This window comes from Brevundimonas sp. T2-11, assembly GCF_055397675.1.
In genome coordinates, this window is the sequence record NZ_AP027920.1 from 746,311 (window position 1) to 768,697 (window position 22,387).

Consider the following 22,387-nt stretch of genomic DNA (forward strand, 5'->3'; position numbering starts at 1 on the left):
GTCACGACAACGTCTCAAGGCCGTCATCACCGCGTGAGGCTTCGACCCCGGCTGCTGGAGTAAGCAGCCGGGGTCTCCGTTTTCGGGGGTGTTCGGAGCGTCGGGCGTGATCGCACGGGTCGGGGAATGGGGGCGTCAGGCGCGCACGGCGATAGCCGCGCGACCGGGGCGTGTTCGCGCGGGCGTCGAGATCGCCCTGGTCGCCTTTCTGGCGGTGCAGGCCGGGCGTCTGGCCTGGATCTTCGTCGCGCCAGAGGCTGAGACGGCGGTCGCCGCCCGTGCCGAGGCCGCGCCCGTGGACCCCTCCGTCTTCCAGCGTTTCGACGCCTTCTTCCGCACCGGCGACAAGAGCAGCCTGGCCGAGGCGGCGGGCGCCGACAGCGACGCCTTACGCCTGTTCGGGGTGCGGGCGGGCGGGCCCGACGGCGGTTCGGCCATCATCGGCCTGCCTGACGGACGCCAGGTCTCGGTCGGGGTGGGCGAGACCATTTCCGAGGGCCTGACCCTGGCCTCGGTCGGCGAGGACTTCGTCACCGTCTCGCGCGGCGGATCGGTCAGCCGACTGGTCTTCACCGAGACGCCTGCAGGCGCCGCCACGCCGCCCCCGCCGCCCGCGACGGCCCAGGTCATGACCCCCACCGGCGCGCCAGCCCCGGTCTCGGCAGCGGCCCCCGCCGCCGCGCCGGCCGGGCCGGTCGTGGATCCGCAACGGCTGATGGCGCAGGCCTCCTTGCGCCCGCGCATGGACGGGCTTCGCATCAAGGGCTTCACCCTGGCCGCGCGCGGCGACGGGGCCGCGCTGCGGGCGGCGGGCCTGCAGTCGGGCGACGTTATCCTGGCCGTCAACGGGGCCGAACTGAACAGTCTGGAACGTTTGTCCGAACTGGGCGGCGAGCTTTCCGGCAGCAGCGCCGCCGAGATCCGCTTCGAGCGGAACGGCCGGGTGCAGACCACTACCATAAGGACCGGCCAGTGATGCGCCTTCACCGCTCTTTCGCCGCCGTCGCCCTGTCGGCCCTGATCGCCGCGCAAGGGCCCTTGCTGGCCTCGCCGGTTCTGGCTCAGGAGGGGGCGCGCCAGACCCTGAACGTCCAGGGCGCCGACATCCGCGCCTTCATTCAGGACGTGGCCCGGACCACGGGCCGCACCTTCATCGTCGATCCTGCCGTGACGGGAAACGTCACCGTGACCAGCCAGCGTGCGCTGAGCCGCACCGAGCTGTTCGAGGTCTTCCTGTCCACCCTGCGCGCCAACGGTCTGGTGGTGACGCCGACCAGTTCCGGCGCCTATCGCATCAGCCCGGCCCAGGGCGCGGCGCAGGGGCCGTCCACGGTCGGGTCCGAGCGGTTCTCGACCCAGGTCTTCCAGCTGCGCAACATCGACGCCGCCTCGGCCGCGGAGACCATTCGGCCTCTGGTCGGGGCGCAGGGGCAGGTCCTGGCCAACCCCAGCGGCAACAGCGTGGTCGTGGCCGACTTCGCCGACAACCTGAGCCGCATCCGCAGCCTGATCCAGCGCATCGACGTGGACCGCGCCTCGTTCGACGTGGTGACGCTGGAGAACTCCTCCGCCGCCGAGATCGCGGGGGTTCTGGCGCAGGTTCTGGCCCCGCCCGGCGGCCAGCCGGGGCAGGGGATGGTGTCGGTGACGCCGGTGGCCAGCTCCAACTCCGTCATCCTGCGCGGTGACCCCGCCGCCGTGGCGCGGGTGCGGCCTCTGGTCGAGGACCTCGATCGCCGCGCTCGCTCGGCGGATGATGTGAAGGTCGTCTTCCTGCAACACGCCAACGCCGAGCAGTTGCTGCCGGTGCTGCAACAGATCGTCGGCCAGCCGGTGACGGCTCCGGCCGCCGCGACCCCGGCCATCGCCCGTTCTGGAAGCGGCGGCGGCGAAGCCCCGACGTCCCAGCCTGTCTCCACAGGCGCCACCCAGACGGCGCCGGGCCAGAAGGCCAGCATCGCCCGCTTCCCCGGCGCCAACGCCCTGGTCATTTCGGCCTCGGCGGATACGCAAAGGATGCTGGCCGAGGTCATCCGCCAGCTGGACAGCCGCCGTCAGCAGGTGCTGATCGAAGCCATCGTGGTCGAACTGGGCGACACCGCCGTGCGCGAGCTGGGGGTCCAGTGGCTGCTGGCCGGATCGGACGGCACGCCCATCGGCCTGACCAACTATTCCGACCGCGCCGCCCCTCTGGTCCCCATCGCGGGCGGGGCCGCCGCGGGTCAGCTGGACAAGGACGATCCGCTGCGCGAGCAGCTGCAGAACCTGGCCCTGAACAGCCTGGTCGGCGCCAACGGCTTCATCGGCGGGGGCGGCGGGCGCATCGGCTCGGACGGCCTGTTCGGCTTCATCATCAACGCGGCCAAGTCGGACGAAGGCTCCAACCTTCTGCAGACCCCGTCGCTGATGACGCTGGACAACGAGGAGGCGACCATCCTGGTCGGGCAGGAGGTGCCGATCACGACTGGCGAGACCCTGCTGGACGGCAACTCCAACCCCTTCCGTACGACCCAGCGTCAGGACATTGGGGTGAAATTGATCGTCAAGCCGCAGATCAACGCCGGCGGCTCCATCACCCTGTTCCTGCGTCAGGAGGTGTCCAGCATCAACGGCGTCCTGACCAACAGCGCCTCGGACCTGGTGCTGAACAAGCGCGAGCTGGAGACGACCCTGGTGGTGGATGACGGCGAGATCGCCGTCGCCGGCGGCCTGCTGGATCAGAACGACCGTCTGTCGATCGACAAGGTGCCGGGGCTGGGCGACATCCCCGTGGTCGGCAACCTGTTCAAGTCCACCAGCCGCCAGCGCGGGCGGACCAATCTGATGGTCTTCATCCGCCCGACCATCATCCGTACGCCGGGCGACGCGCAACAGGTGAGCGCCGATCGCTGGGGCTATATGCGCGGCGAGCAAATCCGCTCGCAGCCGGGCGTCGAGCCCAGTCTGGACGAGATGCTGCGCGACTATATGCGGACCCAGGCCCCGGTCGCCCCGCACGCCATCGACAACCCGGCGCCGGGCGTGACGGCGCCGGTCGGCGAGGTGACGATCAGCCCGCTGGCCCCCGCCGCCAACGCCGTTCCGCCGCAGGGCTGAGGGCCATGATCACCCTGGTCAATCCGACGCTGCCCTACGGGTTCGCCAAGCGGAACGGCGTCATCCTGCTGGACGCGGGCGACATCGCCGTGGTGGGCTTGCGCGACGGCGCGGACCCCCTGGCCCTGATCGAGACGCGCCGGGCCTTGGGGCGGCCCCTGCAGGTCCAGTCGATGGATCAGGCCGAGTTCGACCGCCGCCTGTCCGACGTCTATGCGGGCGACCTGAGCGCGGACGAGCCGATGGACATGCCGTCCGGCCTCGACGGCCTGATCGAGGACCTGCCCGCCGCCGCCGACCTGCTGGACTCTGCCGACGACGCCCCGGTCATCCGCATGATCAACGGCATCATCGCCGAGGCCGTGCGCGCGGGGGCCTCGGACATCCATCTGGAGCCCTATGAGAGCGCCCTGATCGTGCGGATGCGCGTCGACGGCGTTTTGCGCGAAGCCTTGAGCCTGAACCCGCGCATCACGCCCCTGCTGGCATCCCGCATCAAGGTCATGGCCCGGCTGGACATCGCCGAGAAGCGCGTGCCCCAGGACGGCCGCATCCCCCTGGCCCTGGGCGGCAAGACCCTGGACGTGCGCGTCTCGACCCTGCCGTCGCGGGCGGGCGAGCGGGTGGTGCTGCGCATCCTCGACAAGGACCAGGCGGGCCTGTCGCTGGACCAGCTGGGCATGGAGGCCGAGGCGCTGGGTGCCTTCCGCACGGCCCTGCGCGAGCCGAACGGCATCATCCTGGTCACCGGCCCGACCGGCTCGGGCAAGACGACCAGCCTCTATGCCGGTCTGTCCCTGCTGAACGACGCCACGCGCAACATCCTGACGGTCGAGGACCCGGTCGAATACGCCATCGACGGCGTCGGCCAGACCCAGGTCAATCCCAAGGTGGGCATGACCTTCGCGGCGGGCCTGCGCGCCATCCTGCGTCAGGACCCGGACGTGGTCATGGTCGGCGAAATCCGCGACGTGGAGACGGCCAGCGTCGCGGTTCAGGCCTCGCTGACCGGGCATCTGGTCCTGTCCACCGTCCACACCAACGACGCCGCAGGGGCCGTGACGCGCCTGCGCGACATGGGTGTGGAGCCCTTCCTGCTGGCCTCGACCCTGCGGCTGATCGTGGCCCAGCGTCTGGTGCGGCGCCTGTGCGGCGACTGCCGTCAGTCCGAGGCCGCCGATGCGGCCACCGCCCGTCTGTGCGGCGTGAAAAAGGGCGCGACCGTCTGGCGGGCCCAGGGCTGCGGATCGTGCAACCACACCGGCTATGTCGGCCGCGTCGGGGTCTATGAGACGCTGAAGGTCGACGACAAGGTTCGCCGCCTGATCGCCGCCGAGGCCGACGAGGAGGCCCTGATCGCCGCCGCCTTCCCGCAGGGCGGAACCCTGTCGGATCGGGCGCGGGGCCTGGTGCTGGCGGGCGTGACCTCGGTCGAGGAAGCGGTGCGCGTGACCCGTCAGGAAACGCCCGAGGCCCATCCTTTGCCTGAGGCTGCGGCCTGATGCCCGCCTTTGACTACAGCGCCGTGGACGTCTCGGGCCGCACCGTCGCGGGCGTGCTGACCGCACCGGATGAGGTCGCTGCGAAGAAGACGCTGGAGCGCCGTCGTCTGATGCCCCTGTCGCTCAGCCGCACCTCGGGCGCCGCCGCGACGATGGAAAAGGCCCCGCGTCGCAGCCGCAAGCTGTCGTCGCGCACCCTGGCCCTGACCACCCGCCAGCTGGCCACCCTGATCACTGTCGCCCCGGTGGACGAGGCCCTGCGCACCCTGATGCTTCAGGCGGAACGTCCTGACGTGCGCGCCGTCCTGTCCGGCGTCCATGCGGGCGTGGTCGAGGGCCAGCGCCTGTCGGAAGCCATGGCTCGGCAGGGCGCGGCCTTTCCGCCCCTCTATCGCGCCACCGTCGCGGCGGGCGAGGCCTCGGGCGCGCTCGGCCCCATTCTGGAGCGTCTGGCCGAGGGGCTGGACCGTGACCAGCAGGTGCGCGGCAAGGTGATCACCGCCCTGGTCTATCCCGCCGTCCTGGCCCTGGTGGCGCTGGGGGTGGTGACGGCCCTGATGGTCTTCGTCGTGCCCAAGGTGGTCGATCAGTTCGACAGCATGAACCAGACTCTGCCCCTGCTGACTCGGGCGGTGATCGGGGTCTCGGACCTGATGCGGAACTGGGGCTGGCTGATCGCGCTCGTAGTCGCGGGCGGGATCGGCGGCTTTGTCGCGGGGATGCGGAGTCCCGGCTTCCGCCTGGCGGTGGACTGTCGTGTGCTGCGCCTGCCTGTCGTCGGGCGTCTGACGCGCGACCTGCACGGGGCGCGGATGGCCCGCACCCTGTCGACCATGATCGCGGCGGGCCTGCCGGTGCTGGAAGGCCTGACCATCACATCCCGCACCGTATCCAACCGGGCCCTGCGCGCCTCGACCGAGATGATGGCCGAGGCCGTGCGCGAGGGCGGGGGCCTGTCCGCCGCCATGCGCCGCGCCGACGTCTTCCCGCCCATTCTTGTCCACATGACGGCGTCGGGCGAGGCCAGCGGTCGGCTGGAGCCGATGATGGAGCGCGCCGCCGACTATCTGGAGCGCGAGTTCAGCACCTTCACCGCCGTCATGCTCAGCTTCCTTGAGCCGGCGATCATTGTCGTCATGGGCGGCGTGGTCGCCCTGATCGTCCTGTCGATCCTTCTGCCCATCCTTCAGATCAACACCCTAGCGATGGGGTGAAAGAGGCGCATCATGTTTGGTCCTAACGCTCACCGCGCGGCGGCTCGCTCCTTGAGGACGGTCGCGCGCCTTCGCGCTCAAGCAGCGAGCGACCGCGTCGCTCGCGATAGCGCCTCTTCGCGTCAAGCCCGGAAGGGCTTTACGCTCGTGGAATTAATGGTGGTCATCGTCATCATCGGTCTGCTGGCCACGGTGGTGGCGATCAACGTCCTGCCGACCCAGGACAAGGCCATGATCGGCAAGGCGCGGGCCGACATCGCGACGCTGGAACAGGCGATCGAGACCTATCGTCTCGACAATCTGACCTTCCCTGACGCCCAGAGCGGCCTCAACGCCCTGACCTCGCCGCCCGCCGGTCTGGCCCGCCCGGAGCGCTATCGCGAGGGCGGCTATGTCCGCCGCCTGCCGGAAGACCCCTGGGGCAACGCCTACCAATACCGCCGCCCGTCCGCCCACGGCGGCCAGTTCGACGTCTTCTCCTTCGGCGCCGATGGCAAGGAAGGGGGCGAGGGCAATGACGCCGACATCGGCAACTGGCAGAGCTGAAGCGTTCGCCAAAGCCCTCCCCCTCGAGGGGGGAGGGTTGGGTGGGGGTGAGGGCCGGCCGGGTCGGAAACGAGGCGCGGGAGGCGTCGCCGCGTCTCATGCGCCAGGGTCCCATCGGGCGGCGCACACACCCCCATCCCCAACCCTTCCCCCCTTGAGGGGGAAGGGGGCAGGCATGGTTCAGCGCCCACGCTCCGGCTTCACGCTCGTGGAACTTCTGATGGTGGTCGCCATCATGGGGCTGGCCGCCGGCGCCGTGGTTCTGGCCGTGCCTGATCCGCGCCCGCCTGTTGGCGACGAGGCCGAGCGTTTCGCCGCGCGGCTGGTCCGGGCGCGCGAGGAGGCCCTGCTGACCAATCGCGCCGTGGCGGTGGAGGCGACGGCAAGGGGCTACGCCTTTTCCAGCTTCGACGGCGTCCAGTGGTCGCCCCTGACCGACGGCCCTTTCGGCGAGGAGCGTTGGGCCGAGGACACCGCCGCGCGGCCCGAGGGCCAGCCCGCCGATGCCCCCCTGCGCGTCGTCTTCGACCCGACCGGCGTGGCCGACGCAGCCCGCCTGACACTGTCGCGCGACTCGCGCGCGGTGACCGTCGCCGTCGATGCGGCGGGCGAGGTGAAGGTCGATGGCTGAAGGAGCGAGAAAGAGTCGGGCCGGCTTCACCCTGATCGAGCTTCTGGTGGCGCTGGCGGTGTTCGCTCTGGCGGCGCTCGCCTTGCTGAACCTCGGCGGCGAGAACACCCGCTCGGCCGCCCGCGCCGAGACGCGGACGCTTGGCGGCATCGTGGCCGAGAACCTGGCGGTCGAAGCCATGACGGCGCAACCCGCCCCGACGCCCGGCGACAGCGACGGCGTGCAGCCGCTGGCCGGTCGCGACTGGCGCTGGACCCGGTCGGTCACGGCCACCGACGACCCCGACATCCTGCGCATCGACATCCGCGTATCCGAAGACGAGGGGCAGGCGGCCGAGCGCGTCCTGTTCCGGGCGGCGACGTCATGAAGGCCCGCGCCACAGATCGGGCCGGCTTCACCCTGATCGAGGTGATGATCGCGCTTCTGATCTTCGCCCTGCTGGCGGCGGCGGGGGTGCTGGTGCTGAGCCAGAGCATCGACAACCGCTTCGTGGTCAAGGCCGCGACCGACCGCACGGCCGAACTGCAGCGTCTGCGCGCGATCTTGCGCGCCGACCTGGGGCAGGCCGCGCCGCGCCGGGTCCGCGCCGCCAACGGCCAGTCCGCCATCGCGCCCATCCTGACCGCCGAGGCGCCGGGCGATCCCTTGCTGGTGCTGGTCCGCGCCGGGTGGAGCAACGCGGACGGTCGCCCGCGCGCCTCGCTGCAAAGGGTCGAATACCGCCTCGTCGAGGACCGACTGGAACGGCGGGTCTATCCCCACCTGGACGGCGCCCGGCCCGGCCCGCCGCAGGTCCTCTATCAGGGGGTCAGCGCCCCGACACTGGCCTTCATCAGCGCGGGCGCCGAGACCCCGCGCTTCGTTCCCTCGCCGGATCGGCCCCTGCCGGACGCGGTGCGTCTGGACCTGACGCTGGAGGGCTATGGTCCGGTGCGCCAGCTGTTCGTGGTCGGGGGCGGGCGATGAGGGCACGCCTGAAGGACCGTGAGGGCATGGCTCTGCTGACCGTCCTGCTGCTGGTGGCGGTGATGGCGGCGGTGGCGGTGCTGGTGCTGGACGACATCCGCTTCTCGGTTCGCCGGACCATGAATGCGGAGACGCAGAGCCAGGCCCAGTGGTACGCGGCCGGAGCGGAAAGCCTGGCGCGGCGCCAGATCGACCGCCTGCGCGACCTCGATCCGGTGAAGACGCCGATCCAGCCCGACTGGAACGGGCGGGTGCTGAACTTCCCCATCGAGGACGGCGCGATCACCGCGCGCCTCAGCGACGGTCAGGCCTGTTTCAATCTGAACAGCGTGGTCGAGGGGCAGCTGGAGGTCTATGTCGCCCGGCCTCTGGGAGCGCAGCAGTTCGTCGCCCTCGGCCGCGCCCTGAACCTGCCCGAGGGGCGGATGCGGGCGATCGCCGACGCCCTGACCGACTGGATCGACACGGATGCGACGCCGCGCGCCCAGGGCGGCGAGGACGCCGCCTATGCAGGGCGCGCGCAACCCTATCGCACGGCCGGGACCTTGCTGGCCGAGGTCAGCGAGCTGCGCGCGGTGAAGGGGATGGACGCCGAGACCTACGCCCGGCTGCGGCCCTATCTGTGCGCCTTGCCGACAACCGACCTGTCGCCGATCAATCCCAACACCCTGAGGCCGGATCAGGCGCCGCTGCTGGTCATGCTGGCGGACGGCAAGCTCAGCCTGGCCTCGGCCCGCGCCGCCATCGCCGCACGGCCCGCCAGCGGCTGGAGCGACGCCAACGCCTTCCTGATGCAGGGGCCGATGGCGGGGGCGCCGCTGCCGACCACGGTGCAGGATCAACTGACGGTCCTGACCCGCTTCTTCAACCTGCGCGTGGACGTGGAGTACGGCGGAAGCCGCGCCGTCCGCACCGCCTTGATCGAGCTGCCCCAGGCCGGTCCCGCGCGCACTGTCATCCAACGCTGGACCCTGGACGAATGAGCCGCATCCGACTGATCCTGATCCCGCCCTCGGCGGCCCTGCCGGCGTCCTGCCTGACGCTGGACGCGCAAGGCAATGTGCTGACGCGCGGTGTCGTCGAACTGGGTGGACCCGCGCCCGAGCCGATGCGCACGGTGGCGGTGGTTCCCGGCGCCGACGTGCTGATCCGCTGGCTGGACCTGCCGTCGGGCAGCCCGGCGCAGTTGTCGGCGGCGGCCCTGCATCTGCTGCGCGATGAACTGGCGACGCCCGCCGAGCGGTTGCGCGCGGCGCTGGGGCCGGTTCCGGCGGCGCGCGAGCGGCGGCTGGTCGCGGTGGTCAGCCATTCGCTGCTGCAGGCCTGGGGCGACTATCTGTCGAGTCTGGGTCTGAAGGCCGACGTCCTGATCCCCGACAGCCTGATCCTGCCGGAACCGGCGGAGGAGGGGGCTCTGAGCGCCGCCGTCTTCGGCGCCGATCTGGCCCTGCGGGGGCGCGAAGTGGCGCTGAGCGTTCAGCCCGATCTGGCCGAGGCCGTGGCCGCCGGGCGGGCACTGGAGCGCATCGGCCGGGCGGACGAGATGGAGCGCCTGCTGGCCTCGGCGGCGCTGAACCCGCCGATCAATCTGCTGGCCGGGGCGGGGCGCCGGGTCGAGGCCGACCGGCGCGGCTGGAAGCGGGCGGGGGCGCTGGCGGCGGCCCTGATCGTCTCGCCGCTGATCCTGACCCTGGCCGCCGCGGGCCATGACGAATGGCGCGCCCGGGACGCCGATCATCGCGCCGAGGCCGCCGCGCGGCGGGCTTTCCCCGACCTCGCGCCGACCGCTGACGCCGTGGCCGAGGCGACGCGGCGTCTGACCTCTGCGCCGCCGCCGGGCGGAACGACGGCCGCTACCGCCGCCCTGTTCGCCGCCGTCCAGAGCGTCGAAGGCGCCGAGCTGGACAGCCTGACCGCCGACGAGAACGGAATGCGCGCCACTGTCACATATCCCGCCTATCAGGACCTGGACGCGCTGCAGCAGGCCATGGTCGGCCATGGAATGTCCCTGACTGACGAAAGCACCGTGGACGACCAGGGCAAGGTCGTCAGCGAAGTCCGCGTGGGAGGCGCCTGATGAACCGGATGATCCAGTCGGCGGGCCTGTGGTGGGACGGGCGCTCGGCGCGCGAGCAGAGGATGCTGGCGGTCATGGGGCTGCTGATCGCCGCCGTCCTGATCTGGCTGCTGGTCGTGCGCCCCGCCTTCGCCTGGCGCGAGGCGGCTGCGGAACGGCGGGTCGAGGCGACGGCCAGTCTGAATCGCCTTGAAGCCGGACTGGCCGCGCGGACGCCGACCAGGGCCGGGGCGCCCATGCCCCTGGCCGAGGTCGAGCAGGCGGCCCGCAACGCAGCCGAGGCGGCGGGCCTGACCGTCACCCTGTCGGTGGACGAGGCGGGCGGCATCGGCTTCGACGCGCCCGGGGTGACCTCGGCGGCCCTGTTCGGCTGGCTGGCGGCGCTGAAGGCCGACTATGGCGTCGAGAGCCGCGAGCTGACGGTCATCGAGAACGCGGACGCCACCCTGGATGCGACCGGCGGGCTGGGCGGCTAGTGCGTGGCGGCGGGCGCCTGTGACGCCTTCCAGACCTCGAGATATTCCAGACGACGCAGCACTTTTGAGCCGGGGTCCAGCAGGATGTGGGCGCCGGCGGGGGCGGTGAAGGCGGCGCGGCCGTCGGTCATGGGCAGGGTCCGGGCCTGGCCGTCCACCTCGACCTCGACGGGCAGGGGGAGGGGGCGGCCGTTTCCGGTCTTCCATTCCAGCGTCACGCGGTCGCCGTCGCGGGTCATGACCAGATCGGGCAATGCGGCCTGATAGAGGTAGGCGTCGAAGAACCAGCCCAGGTCGCGGCCGGTGACCTGATTGACGATGGCGATGAACTCCGGCGTCGTGGCGTAGCGGGGGGCGAAGTTGCCGGGCCTGGGATCAGGGCGGCCGTAGACCAGCCGGCGCAAGGATTCGTAGAAGGCGTCGTCGCCGATGTAGAGGCGCAGGGTGTGGGCGATCAGGGCGCCCTTGTAATAGAGGTCCAGCCCCGGACCGGTTTCGCCGTTATAGACCGTGCCCGCGTCCTGGGGCTTGCCCGAGACCACAGGGAAGCGATTGGACAGGGTCAGGCGCATGGTCTGCAGTTCGGACTGCATGGCGCGCTCGCCGTTCAGCCAGCGGGCGTAGAGGGGCTGCATGTATGTGCCGAAACCCTCGTGCAGCCACATGTCGTCCCAGTCGGCGTTGGTCAGCTGGTTGCCGAACCACTCGTGCGCCAGTTCGTGCTGCAGCAGCCAGTCGTAACCCTTGCCGTCCAGCTTGTAGCCGTTGCCGTAGGCGTTGATCGTCTGGTGCTCCATGCCCAGGTGCGGGGTCTCGACCACGCCCATCTTCTCGTCGCCGAAGGGGAAGGGACCGACCGTGGCCTCATAGAAGTCGAGCTGTTTGGGGAACTCGGCGAACAGGGCGGCGGCCTTGGCCGGATCGGTCGAGGCCAGGCGCCAGAAGCGCAGGGGAACGGTGTTGCCGAATCGGCTGGGGTAGTCGGCGGCCATCTCCACGAAGGGGCCGACGTTCAGGCTGATGGCGTAGGTGTCGGGCTGGCGCGCGGTCCAGTTCCAGGTGGTCGTGCCGTCGCCGTTGTCGGTCTTGCCCAGGAAGCGGCCGTTGGCGGGGGCGGACAGGGCCGAAGGGATGGTGATGTGCAGGTCCACCCGGTCGGGCTCGCCCTGCGGATGGTCGATGCAGGGCCAGAACAGGTCGCAGCCCTCGCCTTGAACCGCGCTGGCGATCCAGGGCTGGCCGTCGGGCGTGTTGGTCCAAACGAAGCCGCCGTCCCAGGGGGCGTGTTTGGCCTGATGCGGACGGCCGGCGTAGGCGATGCGGACCGAGGCCGTCTGGCCGGGCGTCAGGGTGTGCGGCAGGGGGATGGTCAGGCGGCCATCGGGGTTGGACCAGTCGGCGACCGTCTGGTCGTCCACGGCGATCGAGGCGATGGCGAACAGCGTGTCCAGTTCGACCACGACGGCGGACGCAGGCGCCGTGGCGGTGAAGTCGAGGACGGCGACGCCCTCGATCGACCGGGTCTCGGGCAGCAGTTTGAACGACAGGTCGGCCTTGTCGAAACGCAGGGCCAACTGCTCTGGCGTGCGCGGCGTGCCGCTGGACAGGGTGAAGGGCGTGGAATCGCGCGCGGGGGGCGCTTCCTGGGCGAGCGCCGGGGCCGACAGCAGGGCGGTGGTCAGGCAGAGGGCGGTGATCAGGCGCAAGGCGGCGGCTCCGGCAAGAACGAGCCGTGAGCCTAGCCGGGCTCGGCAAGCGGGCAAAGAAAAAGGCCGGTGTTTCCACCGGCCTCTTCAAATCTTGTCAGACGACGCTGATCAGGCGGCGGTCTGTTCAGCCAGCTTGGCCTTGACCTGACGCTTGATGCGCAGGGCGGCGGTCGACAGCTTTTCGTCGCGAGCCTTGACGATGAAGGCGTCCAGGCCGCCCTTGTAGTCCAGGGTGCGCAGCGCGGCGTTCGAGATGCGCAGCGAGAAGGTTTGGCCCAGCGACTCGGAAGCCACCTTGACCGTCTTCAGCGACGGCAGGAAGCGGCGCTTGGTCTTGATGTTCGAGTGGCTCACATTGTGGCCGACCATCGGGCCGATACCCGTGAGTTCGCAACGACGCGACATCTTAAGATCCTCAAGGTCACATCCGCGAACGTGTGCGGACGCATGAAACAGGTGCACGCAGCGGGCGGACCCCTGCGAGAGAGGGGGCCGTATAGAGGAATGACTCGGAGGCCGTCAAGGCTGGAGTCGAGTCTGGCAGGGGATTGCGGCTGTCTGAGCGTCAGGGATCGCCTTCGTTCAGCCGGCGTTCAACGACCTGCTATATAGAGGATCGCATGAAGACCTATCGGAAGTTCCCCATGAAGACCCTGTCCGTCTCGCTGGCGCGCGCCGCAGCCGTGGCGGCCCCCGTCGTCGCCGGCGCCGTGATGCTGGCCGCGCCGGCTTCCGCCCCGCAGGCCCAGGCCAGCCGCAGCGAGGTCCTGCCCGGCTATTGGGAATACACCACCAGCGTCATGGGCGCGCGCGACACGGAACAGAAGTGCGTCCGCCCCAGCGAGATCAACCGCTTCTTCGGCGGCCTGTCGACGCGCAAGTGGCAGTGCACCTATCCGACGCGTCAGGTCGGGGACGGCAACGCGCGCTTTGAAGGCAGCTGCCAGGATCGCAAGGGGCGCCGCATCAATGTGCGCCTGAACGGCACCTATCAAACCGAGAGCTTCCGCTTCAACGGTGGCGCCCAGCTGGCGCGCGGCACGCCCTATATCCCGGCCAGCATCACCGCCCGCCGCATCAGCGCCCAGTGCCCGGCCAACGCCGAGTATTTCTAAGGCGGGACGAGCGTCGGACCCGATAGGCGTTTTTGAACTGCCCTGATCGTCAGCTTGGCTGTTAGTAGAGGCTGAAGGTCAAAGGGCGGAGAGAACATGCGTATCGAGGGCTTGCGTATGCTGATTGCGACATCGGCGGCGCTGACCGTGGCGGCATGCGGGACGGTTGCGGTTTCGTCGAGAGAAGCGGCGGTCGACGCAGACCCCCTGATCCGGCTTTTCTCTACGCGGCTGGATGACCTGGATCGGCAGGTGTCGAACGGTGACGCGACCGCGCTTTTGGCCATGTCTGTGATCAAGTCGGAAGGCCTACGCGGGATCCCCGTAGATGTCGCCGCGGCGGATGAGTTGAAGCGCAAGGCTATCGCGCGGGCGGCGCCGATCACCATCACCCAGTATATCCCGGGCATCAACGGCGCCCCGGGGCGCACGGCGCTGATCAATCTGCCTGGCGACGGGCGGATCCGACAGATGGTGGGCGAGACCGAGGCCTGTGTTTCGATCCTGAAGACGCGGCGCGGGGGCGATCTGGCCCTGCTCGATTCCCTGATGGACGAGCCGGATGGCTTTGAGAAATACGAAAAGGCCGAGGCGCAGGCGCAGGCCGCCTGTGGAGGGCCAGAGCGCTACGCCGCTCTGACCGACCTCTGGGACGCGTCGAGGCCGTGGGGCGACCGACCGACGCCGTCATGCGAGGACGAGGATCAGCGGTGCCGCATGCTGGCGGAAAAGGTGGCGCGGCTGAACGCGCGAGATCCGGCGGCGGAGGCGCGAGCCGCTGCTCTGCGCGGAGACTTCCGGCTTGGCGGTTTCAACCACATAGGCCCCATGCCGAGAGGGTGGTCGTTGCCCGGGGTCCACTGTTCGCACTGGAAACGCGAGCAGATCGGCAAGTGGCACGTCAATCAGGACGTGATCAGGCCCGGCGATGGCGAGCACACCGCCGCCTCGGTGGCCTTCATCGCCGCCTATAATCGCGCCCTTGTGGGGGAAACCGCCTTCCCATTCGCCGACGTCTGCGCCGAGGGGCTGATCAAGCCCGAGCCGCATTACGTCGGGCCGGTCACGACCTGGGGACAGGCCGCACGCAGCGGCGACGCAGCGCGTCTGGGCGAGGTTCCCGCCGGGCAAGATATCAATGCCAGGGATGTTCTGGGCCTGACGCCGCTCGAATGGGCGATGAGCAGGAAGGACGAGGCGATGGCCGTGGCTTTGCTGGATGCGGGCGCCGATCCCGATGCTGAGGCGTCCGATGATGTGGAGGCGTCGTCGCCTTTGGCGCTGGCGCTCCAGAGCAACAAGACGGATCTGGCGAGGCGTCTTGTTGCTGCGGGGGCCGCCATGAAGGGCACGCCGGGAAGCTGTCGCTACGGCCTTTATGACGGGCCGCCGGATCCGCGTCTGAACAACGGTTGTTCGTGGGCCGGGTTGCTGATCAAGGCCGGGGCCTTTGATCTTCTGGAGCGACAGGCGAACGCTGAAGGCGGCCTAGGGGCGATCGATGGCGGCGGCGAGGTGTCGGCGGCCTTCCTGCAGGCGGCTGCAGCTCGTGATGAGGCGACGGTCGAACAACTGTTGCCGTATGCGGGGCATCAGGCCGGCGGGCGGGAGATGATTCTGGACGCCCTGTTCGAGACCCGTCCCGATCTGGTCGCGCGCTATGTGCTGGCGCAGGGCGGCGGCGCGGCGCGGTCGGCGGCGGAGGAGGGCGTCTGGCGTGCGGCGGCGGAGGGCGGGCGGACGGATGCCCTGGCCTTCCTGTGGGATTACGGCGCGGACCTGAACCTGTTGTCGCGCGACGCCCTGGGCGGCTGTGCGGAATCGGCGCGAGGGGGCGATGTGGAGGCCCTGCTGGGTTGCGTGTCCGTCGCTGGCGAACGTCGGGTTCAATTGCAGGCGGCGATACGCGGCGGCGATGCGTCGACGTTTGAGCGCCTGACGGCGGATGCCGCCGAACTGCGCGAGCGGGGCAAGGCCAGCCAATTGGCGGTGGCCGTCGACAAGGGTACGTCAGCCATGGTGCTGGAACTGCTTCAGCGCGGCGCAGACCCGGTTCCATCCTATATCCCGCACAGAGAAAAGGGGGCCTATGACGGGGCGTTGAAGGCGGCGACCGATGCGGTGATGGCGGCCAATGACCATATCTCGACGCGGCGGTCTGATCCCCCGCTGCTGGTTCGCGCGGCCCAACGCGGCGACGCTGTGATGTTGCGGGCCTTGTCGGACGCGGGGGCGCGCCACGCGGCGGCTCTGGCGTCCAGCCTCGCCAATTTCGGCAATCCGCCGCCAGGACTGCGCGACAACTCTTTCGAGCGAGACGTCTCGACCGACAATGAGGGGTTGCCCAATCGTGCGATGGATCGCGACTTTGAGGCCTTCCGCCTGCTGGTCGCCGAGGCGGCGCGCGTGGACGGCCCGCAAAGCCTGGAGCAGGCCTTCGCCAGCGGGGTCTACAGCGGCTACAATGACGGCCTCCAGGTTCTGCTCGACAATGGACTGGACCTGTCAAAGGCCAAGCAGCCTGAACGTATATGGAGCAACCTCACGTCGCTGGGCACGCCCTGCAAGCCGTCCACGGCGCGTCTGTTGCTAGCCAGCGGTCTGACGCGTTCCTACGCCGCCAGCGAGTATACTCACTGGACGCCGATCCAGGCCTTCGCCGTATCCTGCGCCGATGCGCGGGTAGCTGAAATACTGGTGCGGGAGGGCGGTATGGACGTCAATGAGATCAACTCACTGGGTCAAACCGCCGTTGATGTCGCCGAGGTCTATGGCCGTCAGGCGAATCTGGAGGCCTTGAAGCGACTGGGCGGGCGTCGCGCCAGCGAAGTCGCTCCCGCCGCCGATCAGGCTCGGAAACAGAAGCGCCGGGAGGAAGAGGATTTGGACCTGGTGCAGGGCGAGGCTCTCTAGCCTCGTTCATGAAAAAGGCCCGGCGTTTCCGCCGGGCCCTTGTCGTATCGGATTGTCGCCGTGGATCAGGCGGCTTCGGCCTCGGCCTCTTCGGCGGCGGGGGCGACCGGCTTCTTGGCGCTCAGCGACTTGGCGAGAAGGGCGACAGCGGCGTCCTTGTCGATGCGGTTGGCTGCGGCGACTTCGCGGGCCATGCGGTCCAGGGCCGATTCGTAGAGCTGACGCTCCGAATAGGACTGTTCCGGCTGGGTGTCGGCGCGGTGCAGGTCGCGGACCACTTCGGCGATCGAGATCAGGTCGCCCGAGTTGATCTTGGCTTCATATTCCTGGGCGCGACGCGACCACATGGTGCGCTTGATGCGGGCGCGGCCCTTCAGGGTCGTCAGGGCCTTGGTGACGGTGTCGTCGGCGGCCAGGGTGCGCAGGCCGGCGGTCTTGGCCTTCTTAGTCGGGACGCGCAGGGTCATCTTTTCGTGGTCGAAGGTCACGACATAGACCTCCAGCGACATGCCGGCGACTTCCTGAGTCTCGATAGCGGCCACCTTGCCGACGCCATGAGCGGGATAGACCACCGCATCGCCAACCTTGAATTCCAGACCGGTCTTGCTCGTCATGTCATTCCTTTCCCGGAACAGGGGCGAAGCGAGGCGCTGAGCGCAACTGATGGGCGAAAACAACCCCGCCGCCGGAAACTGGTCCCGTCGGTTGGGCGGTCAGGTCACACATCAGAAGCGAAAGCGGATCACCGAACCTCTGGCCGACCCCGTCTCAACGGCGGGGTTCTGTCGCAAACGCGGGCGGCGCGCATGACTGCGGAACCGCCCGTTTCGAATAGGGAGGAACCTATCATAAAATTAGGAAATCTCAAAACATCCACAGGACGACTGAGCGGTTCCGGCACTTTGTGACCGGATTGTGTTCAGGCCTTAGGAGCCCTTGCCGGGTTTGGTGCTGAAGTATTTCTCGAACTTGCTGGTCTCGCGCTCATACTGTTCACGGTCGGCGGGGGGCGTGCCCTTGACGGTGATGTTGGGCCAGACCTTGGCGTATTCGGCGTTGACCTGCAGCCACTTGCCGTCGGGCTCGTCCTCGGTGTCAGGGACGATGGCGTCGACGGGGCATTCCGGCTCGCAGACGCCGCAGTCGATGCACTCGTCGGGGGCGATGACCAGGAAGTTCTCGCCCTCGTAGAAGCAGTCCACCGGGCAGACCTCGACACAGTCCATGAACTTACATTTCACGCAGGCGTCGGTGACGATGTAGGTCATGGCGGTCGGGTGGGCTCTCTGGCGCAATCAGGGTCGAGGGCGGGCAAATGGCCCCGTCGGAACCAACTGTCAACCGAGGGCGCTGTCGCGGGGCGGCGCTTCGGCTTGACGGCGAGGCGCATAATCGCATCTGCTCGGATTACAGATCAGCTCTGAAAGGACGTCTTCATGCGTTTCGCTCCTCGCACCGCCCTGGTCGGCGCCCTCGCTTTCAGCCTGCTGGCCGGCGGCGCCGTGGTGGCTCAATCGGCCATGACCCGCGTCCCCGCCGAGGTTCAGGCGGGCGCCTACAAGCTGGATTCCAGCCACGGCAAGATCACCTGGTCGGTCGATCACCTGGGCTTCTCGAAATACTATGGCCAGTTCGTCAATGTGTCGGCCGAGCTGACCCTGGATCCGGCCAATCCCGCGGCCAGCACCCTGACGGCGACCATCCCGCTGACCGATGTGGCGCCCAACGACGACGGCCTGAAGCGCCACCTGCAGACGGCGGACTTCTTCGACACCGCCAACCACCCGGTCGCGACCTTCCGCTCTACCCGTATCGTCGTCGATCCGTCCGATCCTGACGAGGCGACGGTCCATGGCGAACTGACCCTGCGCGGCGTGACCAGGCCGGTGACCATGGAGGTGGACTTCAATCAGGCCGGGCCGACGCGGGGCGGTTACAAGGCCGGTTTCGACGGCGAGGCGACCATCAGGCGCTCGGACTTCGGCATCACCTACGCCCTGCCGGGCGTGTCGGACGAGGTGGAGCTGCACATCGAAGGCGAGTTCGTGAAGCAGGGCTGAGTTTTCCTCCCCATGCAATGGGGAGGGGGACCACGCAGTGGTGGAGGGGCCGCTTCCACCAAGCCCGACCGAGCCCCTCCGTCACGTCGCCTTTGGCGCCGCGCCACCTCCCCATGCAATGGGGAGGAGAATTCTATCCCGGCGCGTCGAGCGCCGCATAAAGGGCGCGGGCTTCCTCGGGAGGGCCGCGCCTTTCGCCTAGTTGCAGCACGCGCACGGCGATCAGACGCCCGCCCTGGGCGAACAGGATGTCGTCGCCGGGGTGGACGCTGCGGCTGGGCTTGTCGAGCCGGGTCTGGACCCCGTGGTGGGTCAGGCGGACGGCGCCGCGCTCGACCATGTCGGCGGCCAGGCTGCGGGTTTTGGCGAAGCGGGCGCGCCACAGCCACAGGTCGATGCGGCAGCTCTGCACGCTCATGCAGAGGCGGCCTTGCGCCTCGGGCGGCGCTTGCGGCGCGGCGGCGGCGCGGGCGGCTGGGTGAGCTGGGCCAGGGCGGCGAAGGGCGAATCCTTGGGCGGCGGCGCGGGCTTGGCGGGGCGCGGGGCCTTGTCGGCGCGGGGCAGGCGCAGGGCGGCCAGCACCTGTTTGGCCTGTTCGGCGGTCCAGCCCAAGTCGGCCAGAGCCTCCTGCGACAGGGGAGTCTTGCCCGCCGCACGCGACAGCTCGGCGAAGCGCTCCAGCGCCTCGACCGGGGCGGTCCACGATCCGACGGCGCGGCGGCCGAAGGCGGCCAGCGCGCGCGGCGATGGGGCGGGCGAGGGCAGAGGCAGAAGGGCTTCGCCGGCGGGGCGGAAGGGCTCGACGACAAAGGCCTGGGCCAGCAGGCGGGCGCGGGGCTTGAGCGCGCCGGGCAGCCAGACGGAGTGGGCGCCGATGCGGATGGCGAAGGTCTTGACCGTGCGCCGCTCATGCTGGCTCAGCGCCGCAAGATCGCGTTCCACGTCGGCGCGCGGGATGACGCCGCCCGCCTCGATCAGACGGAAGGCCAGGCCACGCGGCAGGCCGGTCAGGGCGCCGCTGTCGACCGCCTGACGCAGGCGGCGCAGTTCGCGAAGGGCGCGGCCTGCCTCCGACGCCAGCCAGGCCTCGATGCGGCGCTGGGCCCGCTCGCGCGCCGGGACCGGGCCGAGGTCGCCCAGCAGGCGCACGCGCGGCGCGAAGGGGTCGTCGTTGACGATCCGGGCCGTCAAGGCGCCCTGCCACAGGACGTCGCCGCCGCCTGAACGCGGATTAGGGATGACGCTGAAGGCCTCGTCGGCCTCTGCGGCCAGCCTGCCGAGGCGGCGGGCGATCTCCGGCCCCACGGCGCGGGTCGCGGCCTGACGCAGGGCGCGATCGGCCAGGGCTGAACCGCCGGCGTCGGGGGTGAAACGGACCCCTTCCAGATGGCCGACCACCTCGCCCTCGACCGTGACCTCGCCGTCGTCGCCCACGCCCGCGACGGTGTCGGAACGCACGTTCAGCGCCCGCATCAGAGCCGTGGTGCGTCGATCGACGAAGCGGGCGGTCAACCGTTCGTGCAGGACGTCGGACAGGCGCTCCTCCAGCGCCTTGGTCTTGTCGCGCCAGCCTTGCGCCTGGTCCATCCAGTCGGGGCGGTTGGCGATATAGGCCAGGGTCCGCACCCCGGCGAGGCGGGCCGACAACTGGTCGATCTGGCCGTCGTCGCGATCCAGATCATTGAAGCGCGGGGCCACCCAGTCCTCGGTCAGGCGGCCGCGCCGGCTGGTCAGGGCGGTGAAGATCTCCTTCGACAGGCGGGCGTGCTCGTCCAGGGTGGTCTTCTGGAAGTCCGGCAACTGGCAGGTCTCCCACAGACGCATCAGGGCGCCGCGTGAACGGGCGATCTTCTTGACGTCCTCGTCGGCCGCGAAGCGCCGCAGCAGGGTCTCGTCCAGGGCCTGCGCCGTCAGCCGCAGGCCGAAGCGCTCGGGCGAGACGGTCAGCGAGCGCAGCAGGTCGGGCAGGGTGTCGAAGTCCAGCCGACCGTGGCGCCACTCGGCGGCCTCGACCGGATCAAAGCGGTGAGTGACGACCTGTTCGAGGATGTCCTCGTCCAGCTCCTCGGCCTCGCCCGTCACGCCAAATGTGCCGTCGCGCAGGTGGCGTCCGGCGCGCCCGGCGATCTGGCCGATCTCGGCGGCGTGCAGCCAGCGGGTGCGCCGACCGTCGAACTTCCTCAGGCCTGCGAAGGCGACATGGTCCACGTCCATGTTCAGGCCCATGCCGATGGCGTCGGTGGCGACCAGGAAGTCCACCTCGCCCGACTGGAACAGCTCGACCTGCGCGTTGCGGGTGCGGGGGCTCAAGGACCCCATGACCACGGCGGCCCCGCCTCTCTGGCGGCGCAGCAGCTCGGCGATGGCGTAGACCTGTTCGGTCGAGAAGGCGACGACGGCGCTGCGGCGGGGCAGGCGGGTCAGCTTCTTCGACCCGGCGTAGGACAGGGAGGACAGGCGCTCGCGGGTGACGATCTCGGCGTCAGGGACCAGGGCGCGGATCAGCGGCGCCATGGTCCCGGCCCCCAGGAACATGGTCTCGAACCGGCCGCGCGCGTGCAGCAGGCGCTGGGTGAAGACGTGGCCGCGTTCCGGGTCGGCGACCAGCTGGATTTCATCGACGGCCAGGAACTCGACCTGACGCTCCAGCGGCATGGCTTCGACGGTGCAGACGAAATAGGCCGGGCGCGGCGGGACGATCTTCTCCTCGCCGGTGATCAGGGCGACGGCGGCGGCTCCGCGCTGCTTGACGATCCGCTCATAGATCTCGCGGGCCAGCAGGCGCAGCGGCAGGCCGATCATGCCCGAGGCGTGACCCAGCATCCGCTCGACCGCCAGATGGGTCTTGCCGGTGTTGGTGGGGCCCAGGATCGCCGTGACGCGCGATGGGGCCAGACCTGTCGAACGGTCGCTCATACCGATTGTAGGTGGCGCGTTCGCGGGGGCGGTCAAGCCCTTGTCGGCCTTGATCTGTTCGGTCGCGATTTCACAGGGGAACGCCCAGCCGCGCCGCAATCCCTGTGGAGGCGAGGAAAGCTGAAGGGCGCGGCAGTATTTCTACATTGGGTTGCAATGCGCGACATGCGAGGTTGAGGCGTCTCTCCAAGAGGCGTTTCCTCCCTTGAAACTGCGGGCCGCGTCAGGCGGCCCGCGTCTTTCCACGGCGCGACCGCCTCCGGGCTCGGGGCCTGACGTCGTGCGGCGTGGTGGAGTGGAGATGGCGACCCCGGCAGGACTCCAACCTGCGACCTCGGCTTTAGGAAAGCCTTGCTCTATGCGGCTGAGCTACGGGGCCGTCGCGCCCATTCCCCTAGCGGCTCAGGCGCGCGAGGGGAAGGCGCCGCTCGCCGGATTGGAGGGCGGCAAAAAAGTCCTAGCGGTTAATGGTGGTTAAGATACAATATCTTGTAGGGAACAAAGACTGAATCGGGCGATGTCGCTGATTCGGTCACGATTCGTTTCGCGCCTGTTCCTGGCGAGATGCGCTCGCGTTTACGAAACGCCGAACGGCCGGACGCCGATCTCCAGACGCAGCAAAACGGACAGATCCGCCAGCTTCCTTAATGGCTGCGCTTAATCGATCTTCACCATCCTGCTTAAATCGCCCTTGAAATTCGCCGTTTAGGTTCAGCCTTCATCCAGATGAGGGTCTTCTGATGATTGCGAACCGAACCAAAGGCGTCCTGTTCTCCCTGGCGGCGGTGATGCTGCTGGCGGAGCCGGCCGCCGCCGGACCGGTGATCAACATCATGGGTCGCGTCGCCACGGTGTGCCGGGTCTCGCTGGCGGGCGGCGACGCGCCGACGATCGCGCCGGGCGAGCAGATGCTCGGCCGCCTGACCGAGCTTTGCAACAATGTCGACGGCTATCGCCTGGTGCTGCTGCATCCGGCGGGGCTGCAGGACGCCTTCGTGGTTCTGGACGGCGAGCGCATCCCGATCGCGGCGGATGCGACCCGCACCGTGATCGTCGACAGCAACCGCCCGGCCTATCGTGAACGCGATCTGGCCCTGGTCCTGGCGGAGGGCGCGGACCCGGTCGCGGTCAATATTGAAGCCCAGCCCAAGGGCATGATCTTCTGA

21 protein-coding genes and 1 tRNA gene are annotated in these 22,387 nt (G+C 69.4%); 15 read left to right on the plus strand and 7 right to left on the minus strand.

All coding sequences use genetic code 11. The features are described 5' to 3' along the window. Positions 1–106: 106 nt before the first annotated feature. From ACZ5XO_RS03680 to gspM, 11 genes are all read left to right on the plus strand, one after another. Positions 107–976 carry a type II secretion system protein N gene (locus ACZ5XO_RS03680; RefSeq protein WP_464163974.1) on the plus strand — a complete coding sequence of 290 codons (870 nt, stop codon included), beginning with the start codon at positions 107–109 and terminating at the stop codon, positions 974–976. After that, a complete protein-coding gene (gspD, locus tag ACZ5XO_RS03685; protein ID WP_464163975.1) occupies positions 976–3,096 on the plus strand; it encodes a type II secretion system secretin GspD in 2,121 nt (706 codons plus the stop codon). The genes ACZ5XO_RS03680 and gspD overlap by 1 nt, the downstream gene beginning before the upstream one ends. Before the next feature lie 5 nt (positions 3,097–3,101). Further along, complete coding sequence (gene gspE, locus ACZ5XO_RS03690) at positions 3,102–4,598, plus strand: type II secretion system ATPase GspE (protein ID WP_464163976.1); 1,497 nt, start codon at positions 3,102–3,104, stop codon at positions 4,596–4,598. After that, a complete protein-coding gene (gene gspF, locus ACZ5XO_RS03695) occupies positions 4,598–5,812 on the plus strand; it encodes a type II secretion system inner membrane protein GspF (RefSeq protein ID WP_464163977.1) in 1,215 nt (404 codons plus the stop codon). Before gspE ends, gspF begins: the two co-directional genes overlap by 1 nt. A gap of 156 nt (positions 5,813–5,968) precedes the next feature. Next, positions 5,969–6,358 (plus strand): type II secretion system major pseudopilin GspG, encoded by a 390-nt coding sequence (gene gspG / locus ACZ5XO_RS03700; protein ID WP_464164851.1) that lies wholly within the window; start codon positions 5,969–5,971, stop codon positions 6,356–6,358. Between the two features lie 175 nt (positions 6,359–6,533). Further along, complete coding sequence (locus tag ACZ5XO_RS03705) at positions 6,534–6,989, plus strand: GspH/FimT family pseudopilin (protein ID WP_464163978.1); 456 nt, start codon at positions 6,534–6,536, stop codon at positions 6,987–6,989. Continuing rightward, positions 6,982–7,356 (plus strand): type II secretion system minor pseudopilin GspI, encoded by a 375-nt coding sequence (gene gspI, locus ACZ5XO_RS03710; RefSeq protein ID WP_464163979.1) that lies wholly within the window; start codon positions 6,982–6,984, stop codon positions 7,354–7,356. The genes ACZ5XO_RS03705 and gspI overlap by 8 nt, the downstream gene beginning before the upstream one ends. Then, positions 7,353–7,955 carry a type II secretion system minor pseudopilin GspJ gene (gspJ, locus tag ACZ5XO_RS03715; RefSeq protein WP_464163980.1) on the plus strand — a complete coding sequence of 201 codons (603 nt, stop codon included), beginning with the start codon at positions 7,353–7,355 and terminating at the stop codon, positions 7,953–7,955. Before gspI ends, gspJ begins: the two co-directional genes overlap by 4 nt. Before the next feature lie 26 nt (positions 7,956–7,981). Beyond that, on the plus strand, positions 7,982–8,938 hold the full coding sequence (gspK, locus tag ACZ5XO_RS03720) for a type II secretion system minor pseudopilin GspK (RefSeq protein ID WP_464163981.1): 957 nt from the start codon (positions 7,982–7,984) through the stop codon (positions 8,936–8,938). Next, complete coding sequence (gspL, locus tag ACZ5XO_RS03725) at positions 8,935–10,032, plus strand: type II secretion system protein GspL (RefSeq protein WP_464163982.1); 1,098 nt, start codon at positions 8,935–8,937, stop codon at positions 10,030–10,032. The genes gspK and gspL overlap by 4 nt, the downstream gene beginning before the upstream one ends. Next, a complete protein-coding gene (gene gspM / locus ACZ5XO_RS03730; RefSeq protein WP_464163983.1) occupies positions 10,032–10,508 on the plus strand; it encodes a type II secretion system protein GspM in 477 nt (158 codons plus the stop codon). The genes gspL and gspM overlap by 1 nt, the downstream gene beginning before the upstream one ends. Here gspM and ACZ5XO_RS03735 read toward each other — a convergent pair. Further along, positions 10,505–12,214, minus strand: coding sequence for a M1 family metallopeptidase (locus ACZ5XO_RS03735; RefSeq protein WP_464163984.1), 1,710 nt, complete (start codon positions 12,212–12,214; stop codon positions 10,505–10,507). The two genes, gspM and ACZ5XO_RS03735, sit on opposite strands and share 4 nt — an antisense overlap. 111 nt (positions 12,215–12,325) lie before the next feature. Continuing rightward, complete coding sequence (gene rpmB, locus ACZ5XO_RS03740; protein WP_312780612.1) at positions 12,326–12,622, minus strand: 50S ribosomal protein L28; 297 nt, start codon at positions 12,620–12,622, stop codon at positions 12,326–12,328. A 215-nt stretch (positions 12,623–12,837) separates the two neighbouring features. Between rpmB and ACZ5XO_RS03745 the strand changes: the two genes are divergently transcribed. Then, positions 12,838–13,332 carry a DUF3617 domain-containing protein gene (locus ACZ5XO_RS03745; protein WP_312780610.1) on the plus strand — a complete coding sequence of 165 codons (495 nt, stop codon included), beginning with the start codon at positions 12,838–12,840 and terminating at the stop codon, positions 13,330–13,332. 348 nt (positions 13,333–13,680) lie between these two features. Then, a complete protein-coding gene (locus ACZ5XO_RS03750) occupies positions 13,681–16,245 on the plus strand; it encodes an ankyrin repeat domain-containing protein (RefSeq protein WP_464163985.1) in 2,565 nt (854 codons plus the stop codon). 65 nt (positions 16,246–16,310) lie between these two features. Here ACZ5XO_RS03750 and ACZ5XO_RS03755 read toward each other — a convergent pair whose 3' ends face one another. After that, entirely contained in the window at positions 16,311–16,859 is a 549-nt protein-coding gene (locus ACZ5XO_RS03755; protein WP_354087437.1) for a CarD family transcriptional regulator, read from the minus strand. 312 nt (positions 16,860–17,171) lie between these two features. After that, positions 17,172–17,513 (minus strand): ferredoxin FdxA, encoded by a 342-nt coding sequence (fdxA, locus tag ACZ5XO_RS03760; protein WP_464163986.1) that lies wholly within the window; start codon positions 17,511–17,513, stop codon positions 17,172–17,174. Positions 17,514–17,681: 168 nt separating this feature from the next. Between fdxA and ACZ5XO_RS03765 the strand changes: the two genes are divergently transcribed. After that, positions 17,682–18,305, plus strand: coding sequence for a YceI family protein (locus ACZ5XO_RS03765; protein ID WP_464163987.1), 624 nt, complete (start codon positions 17,682–17,684; stop codon positions 18,303–18,305). Between the two features lie 133 nt (positions 18,306–18,438). Here ACZ5XO_RS03765 and ACZ5XO_RS03770 read toward each other — a convergent pair whose 3' ends face one another. From ACZ5XO_RS03770 to ACZ5XO_RS03780, 3 genes are all read right to left on the minus strand, one after another. Then, complete coding sequence (locus ACZ5XO_RS03770) at positions 18,439–18,723, minus strand: RNA-binding S4 domain-containing protein (protein ID WP_464163988.1); 285 nt, start codon at positions 18,721–18,723, stop codon at positions 18,439–18,441. Further along, positions 18,720–21,221 carry a helicase-related protein gene (locus tag ACZ5XO_RS03775; RefSeq protein WP_464163989.1) on the minus strand — a complete coding sequence of 834 codons (2,502 nt, stop codon included), beginning with the start codon at positions 21,219–21,221 and terminating at the stop codon, positions 18,720–18,722. Before ACZ5XO_RS03775 ends, ACZ5XO_RS03770 begins: the two co-directional genes overlap by 4 nt. Positions 21,222–21,523: 302 nt before the next feature. After that, positions 21,524–21,600, minus strand: a tRNA-Arg gene (locus ACZ5XO_RS03780). Positions 21,601–21,961: 361 nt separating this feature from the next. On the opposite strand from ACZ5XO_RS03780, the gene ACZ5XO_RS03785 reads away from it, so the two are divergent. Then, the gene (locus ACZ5XO_RS03785) at positions 21,962–22,387 is read left to right on the plus strand and encodes a hypothetical protein (protein WP_464163990.1); all 426 of its coding nucleotides are present in this window, start codon (positions 21,962–21,964) and stop codon (positions 22,385–22,387) included.